Genomic DNA, 3,996 nt, shown 5'->3' on the forward strand with positions numbered 1-3,996 from the left:
GGCTAGTTCTTACTCGACGGGAATCCCACCCGCTATATGATACGACCTAGGCTCGGCCGCACAAGCACCCGTTAGTGTAAGTACATTTCTTCACAATCTTTTATAACAGAAAAAACCGTTAAAAATATAATCCTAACGGTTTCATTTATATTTCAATAGCTGGTTGAATTCTTTCAATAGGTCTCAATGTTATTCTTAATACTCATATAAATGAATTTTATAAGCTGATGGCATATCTTTCAATTTCAACATCATTTTTTCATCCCCGTTTAATACACGTCCAGCTTTCCATTTTCCATTTTGAAATTCTCCTTCTTCTAGTCTAAGAAATTCAACTTTTTTATTCCTTCCGGGTTTTGCTAAAAATTTAATGTTTATCATCGTTCCAATAACAATGAATTCACTTTCTGAAGTCTCAAGAATTATACCTCCTGATGTTGGCTTATATTGTAATTTTGGAGAATATGAAACAAGAATATCGTATTTGTCAAAATGCAGCAGTTTACCATAGTCATGTTCATTTCTCTTTACAAAACTCTGCAAATGACTGGAATTTCTATATTCAAAGTAAAGGGGTTTGATATTTTCAATAATGGAATAGCTTTTGGCAAGATACGCTGCACTTCCTTCAAGATCAAATGCTGATGGGTCGATATTTAATGCGAGCATGACTTCAAGTGGTGGCTTTTCAATGTTTTCTGGATTCTTCATAAGATCCTCGATACCAAAAGGTGAATAGCAAATAGCGTTACATCCGCCAACGGCATATAGAGCATATGTAGCTGATACCGCATCACCTCGGACCTCTGGAATAAATAAGGGGTTTCCATTCTGACTATATTCGTCCATTACATTAGGTACATATGGAACATAAATATCTGGTGCAAAACAAAAAAGTGATGGTGCCATTAACTTCCACATTTTATGCATTTTCATGACTGGACCGCCACTTGGATAGCTTCCGGCATTCCAAGGAAATTGTTCTAACCACGCATTGGCGTAACAAGGAAGCGGATATGCGTTTTGTCCACGCTGAGTAATTCTTTCAACTGCAGATGAAAAATAATATGCCATAAAGTATTCGCCTGCATCGAAGCCAAATGATTCTTCCCAAGTTCCAGAAACACTGAATTCTTTAGCCACAGATTCAGGTATTTCATTTAAAAAAGCTTCATTTGCTACTTGAGAATAATCTCGATCTGTTCCTAAGAGTCCGATCTCGTTTTCAACCTGTATGACAATAACGGTGTTTTCTTCAGAATCTACTGATTTGATAAAATTCATCAAATGATAAAATGCGTGGGCATCTTTTTCTATTGCGGCTTCACATAAGGGTGAAATCGTATTTAAAGCTTCACCGGTGGCTTTACAGGCACGAAAATAAGTTTTTGTATCTCTTTTCATCCAATGTGGTACATAAAATGATTCTGCATTTTTCCATAAGCCAAACCAGAGGAAAATAAGATGCTTATTATTTTCACGCGCCTGATTAATGAGCCCTTCGACTAGAGAAAAGTCAAACTGATTTTCTTCGGGCTCGATTAATTCCCAATAAACAGGAACAATAACTGAATTAATATTTAGTGTTTTTATTTTTGACCATACTTCTTTCTTCATATATTCCAGATTTGAAGCGCTGGAGTTATGGATTTCCCCTGCTAACGCAATGAATGGCTCGTCATGGACATATAATGTTGGTATATTATTGTAATTTTTTATGTGAGGTATAGTTGACATAAAATGAAGCCCCTTTCATAATGAGATTATATTAATATGATAAGGGATAAAATAAGCAGAATAAATCTAAATATAATAAAAAACATATGAAAATATTAAGATATATTGGAGTTTTGTTGAATGTTGAAAAAGGTTTTCTTTACAAAATATACTGAACAAACTGTACAACTTCCCTTTGTGCTTTCCGCTGTAGGTTTAAATCATAGGCAGGAATATATTAACAGACCTTCCGGTTTACCATTTTTCCAATGGATTCATACTGTAAAAGGAAAAGGTGTACTTGAAATAAACGAAAAACAGTATGTCGTAGAAGAAGGCAATGGAATTTTGTTCTTTCCTGGTGTCGGTCATAGATACTACGGACTTAGTAATGATTGGATAGTTCATTTCTTACTTTTTTCTGGGTATGGGACAAAAGATTTTTTTGATAGGATCGGAATTGAACAATCAGGTATTTATAAACTTAACAATGATAAAGTAGAAAAATATATAAAAGAATTAATTTTTATCTATACCCAGGATAATCCAATGGAAATGTATGATTATTCAAGAATACTTTATGATTTCTTGCTGGAATTTTTAAAATCTACAACCATTCAAAATGAAAAGTCTATCCAAAATCAAAGTAATAAAGTTCATTTAGTTATGGACTATATAAATCAATATTATATGGAACCAATTGTATTATCAGAATTAGCAGAGAAGGTCCATTTGTCAAAAGAGTACCTTTGCCAGTTATTTAAAAAAGTTAATGGTTTTTCAATATTTGAATATATTACGGATGTTCGGCTTGCGAAGGCAAGAACTTTACTAATTCAAGATAGAAAAGAGAAAATAAAGAATATTAGTAAATTGTGCGGATATGAAGACGTTAGTTATTTTGGAATGGTTTTTAAGAAAAAGGTGGGTATGACACCAGCGAAATTCAGAGAGCTACATTAAAAACTGTATATAATGTCAAATTAAAAGGTTTAATATCAGATTCTGATATTAAACCTTTTTTGATTAAAAAGGAAAATACAGCTAGTTTAATAATTCACCATACTTAAAATTATTTATTTGGAGTCAATCCTTCTTCAACTATCCTGCATAGTTACTTTAAGTGTATTTATTCACAATCTTTTACGCTAAACATTGAAAAAGATAATAAAATTCTCATTTCATAATAAAAAATGCAAAAAATTACCCACTCGTTAGAGTGGGAGTGTATGAAATGTAGGCCAATGAAGTCCGAAGTGAACCAATACGAATTGAGCTTCTTGCTGAGGTGTTGCTCTTCCAACTGCGTATCCTACAGTTCCACCTTCCTCAGTCCAAATCTCGTTATGGTCAGATACAACATTGCTAAAGTCTCCTTGCTTCCACTTGTCAAGAATTGCAAGATAATAATCTTTGTCTTCTTTTGGATAGTTGCTTTTCCATATATAATTGTAGACCTGCATGATAGTATCGTTGCACATAGGAATTGCTCCCCACTTTTGGTCATCTTCAGATACGACTTTTTGATGCGTCATTTCATGCATAATCTGCGCTATTTCGATTTCAGGCATATTAGGTTTTAAATGCAAGTTCCATTTGAGATTGTCTATGTTTCCAGTAGCAGCAACAACTAGCATATTATGAGCAATTGCACTTGTCGCCAAGACCATTATTGTAAAAGCTACGATTGCTATTGCTACAGATTTTTTCTTATGGACTTTTATCTTTTCTTTCAAGGTTTTCAATTTCATGACATTTTCCCCCGATTGGTCTATGTACATCTTATTTACTATTTATTAATATTTTACCAAATTTGATTAAACCTGACTATTAAATTTATAAATTCTATAAGAAGCATTAGGGATAAAGAAGATAAATGAAATAAAGATTTTATAAATAAAAAAAGGAGAGCAATTAGCCCTCCAGTAACTTGTTTACCTTCTCAATTTCCCCTTCGAACAGCTTCATATCTGATTCATATTCTGGATGACCATCAAATGAATCCAACATATCTTTTTCTTGATGTAATGTTATCAAATACTGCTCCAATGAAAACCCACCACTTTGGATTGTATTCTCAAACACAACTTTAAATCTGCTCATTTATTTCACCTCAACAGGTAGTGTATCCAGAATATGTAATGAAATACTTATTATATTACAAATTAAAAAGGACCATTTAGGTCCTTTTTCAGCTTATTCAACTAGTCGAGTAGAAGGGAGCCTTTCTACCTTGCGGTAAATTGTACTCCACCCCCCTCACAGAACCGTGCTTGCACT

At 33.4% G+C, this 3,996-nt stretch carries 4 protein-coding genes; 1 reads left to right on the forward strand and 3 read right to left on the reverse strand.

Annotated features, from left to right (window positions below; translation table 11 throughout):
* Positions 1-195: 195 nt before the first annotated feature.
* The gene (locus AB7942_RS30175; RefSeq protein WP_369449741.1) at positions 196-1,737 is read right to left on the reverse strand and encodes a DUF5597 domain-containing protein; all 1,542 of its coding nucleotides are present in this window, start codon (positions 1,735-1,737) and stop codon (positions 196-198) included.
* A 120-nt stretch (positions 1,738-1,857) separates the two neighbouring features.
* Between AB7942_RS30175 and AB7942_RS30180 the strand changes: the two genes are divergently transcribed.
* The gene (locus AB7942_RS30180) at positions 1,858-2,679 is read left to right on the forward strand and encodes a helix-turn-helix domain-containing protein (RefSeq protein ID WP_369449742.1); all 822 of its coding nucleotides are present in this window, start codon (positions 1,858-1,860) and stop codon (positions 2,677-2,679) included.
* A 251-nt stretch (positions 2,680-2,930) separates the two neighbouring features.
* Here AB7942_RS30180 and AB7942_RS30185 read toward each other — a convergent pair whose 3' ends face one another.
* A complete protein-coding gene (locus tag AB7942_RS30185) occupies positions 2,931-3,467 on the reverse strand; it encodes a DUF6241 domain-containing protein (RefSeq protein WP_369449743.1) in 537 nt (178 codons plus the stop codon).
* Between the two features lie 163 nt (positions 3,468-3,630).
* On the reverse strand, positions 3,631-3,819 hold the full coding sequence (locus tag AB7942_RS30190) for a hypothetical protein (RefSeq protein ID WP_369449744.1): 189 nt from the start codon (positions 3,817-3,819) through the stop codon (positions 3,631-3,633).
* Positions 3,820-3,996 lie beyond the last annotated feature (177 nt).

The sequence above is a fragment of the Neobacillus sp. BF23-41 genome, from assembly GCF_041106275.1.